Annotated in this window: 1 protein-coding gene; it reads right to left on the bottom strand. The window is 75.1% G+C overall.

Annotation, left to right across the window (positions count from 1 at the left end):
- Positions 1-190 precede the first annotated feature (190 nt).
- Positions 191-944 (bottom strand): FAD-binding protein (locus SACPADRAFT_RS26900; protein ID WP_007027772.1); only part of this gene is annotated, 754 nt, incomplete at its 5' end.

Consider the following 944-nt stretch of genomic DNA (forward strand, 5'->3'; position numbering starts at 1 on the left):
GACGGTCACGGCGGTCACGGCGGCTGCCGCGACCGCGACCGCCCGGGTGATGCGGCCGGTGCGGCCCTTCCTCGTTCCGGTCATGGTGTGTCCTCCACAGCATCGTTCTCCGGGCGGGGCGTCGTCCGGTGCGCGTCGTCCGGGGGTGGACTCGGCAGGGGTTGTTCCCGGCGGGCTCGGTGGTGTCGGTTCACCGGGTCATCGCGCGTACCGCCCGGTGGGCGAAGGTCATCGCGGAGCCGATCGGCAGACCGGGGCCCGGATAGCACGACCCGGTGAACGACGCGCTGGTGTTGCCCGCCGCGTAGAGCCCGGGGATCGCCGCCCCCGCGGTGTCCAGTACGCGGGCGTCGACGTCGGTGCGCAGACCGCCCTTGGTGCCGAGATCCGCGAGCACGAGCCGAGCGGCGTGGAAGGGCGGCCGGTCCAGCGGGACCAGGCAGGGGTTCGGACCGCCGTGGCCCGGATCGGCGAAGAACCGGTCGTACGGGTCCTCACCGCGGTGGAAGTCGGTGTCCGTGCCGGTCCGGGCGAAGTGGTTGAACCGCTCCACCGTGGCCCGAAGCGCGTCGGCCGGGACGTCGAGGGCGGTGGCGAGCTCGGCGAGTGTGTCGGCACGCACCCGCGTACCCGCGGCGACGTGGTCCTCGGCCGGGGTGTCCGGGATCGCGATGGCGGGCGGGTGCCCGTCGTGCCGGGAGTCGAACACGAAGTGGGCGGGAACGCGGTCGGGCGCGGCGGCGAGCTCGCGGCCCATCCGGTCGTACGGCAGCGACTCGTTGGCGAAGCGGTGCCCGGACCGGTCCACGAACAGTCCGCCCCGCAGGCCGAGGGTGAACGCCGCCGAGCCGTCGGGCTGGGCCAGACCGGGGCACCACCACGCCTCGTTCATCCGCGCCGTGGCCGCGCCGACGGCGACCGCCGCCCGCAGCGGGTCGCCCGTG

It is taken from the genome of Saccharomonospora iraqiensis subsp. paurometabolica YIM 90007 (assembly GCF_000231035.2).
Classification (GTDB): domain Bacteria; phylum Actinomycetota; class Actinomycetes; order Mycobacteriales; family Pseudonocardiaceae; genus Saccharomonospora; species Saccharomonospora paurometabolica.